This window comes from Campylobacter sp. 2018MI10, from assembly GCF_018501175.1.
Taxonomy (GTDB): domain Bacteria; phylum Campylobacterota; class Campylobacteria; order Campylobacterales; family Campylobacteraceae; genus Campylobacter_E.
The window spans coordinates 1-450 of sequence record NZ_JAHCZD010000088.1; the positions used below are offsets into that span (position 1 = coordinate 1).

Genomic DNA, 450 nt, shown 5'->3' on the forward strand with positions numbered 1-450 from the left:
TTTAATACCTCTATGCAAGAATTATTGATGTGTGAGTTTTGTAAAAGCGAATACGAAGATCCTAAAAATAGGCGTTTTCATGCCCAGCCTATTAGTTGTCCTAAATGCAAAATCAATGTTTTTCTTAAAAATCCAAAGGGTGAAATTTTAGCCAAAGATCAAGAAGCTTTTATACAAAGTGCGAAGTTTTTAAAGGAAGGTAAAATTTTATCCATAAAAGGCATAGGTGGTTTTCATCTCATGTGTGATGCGTTTAATGAAGAAGCTTTAAAAACTCTAAGACTTAGAAAAAATCGCCCTAAAAAACCCTTTGCTTTGATGTGTAAAGATTTACAAAGTGCTAAAGAACTTGCCTTTATAGATGAAAAAGAAGAAGCTTTGCTTGGTGGGGTTTTAGCTCCTATTGTGATTTTAAAGGCAAAAAAAGCATTTTCTTTAATCGCTCCTGAT

Annotated in this window: 1 protein-coding gene; it reads left to right on the forward strand. The window is 32.7% G+C overall.

Annotation, left to right across the window (positions count from 1 at the left end; translation table 11 throughout):
* Nucleotides 1-450: Sua5/YciO/YrdC/YwlC family protein (locus KJR01_RS09790; protein ID WP_214119050.1), on the forward strand; the 450-nt coding region annotated here is incomplete at both ends.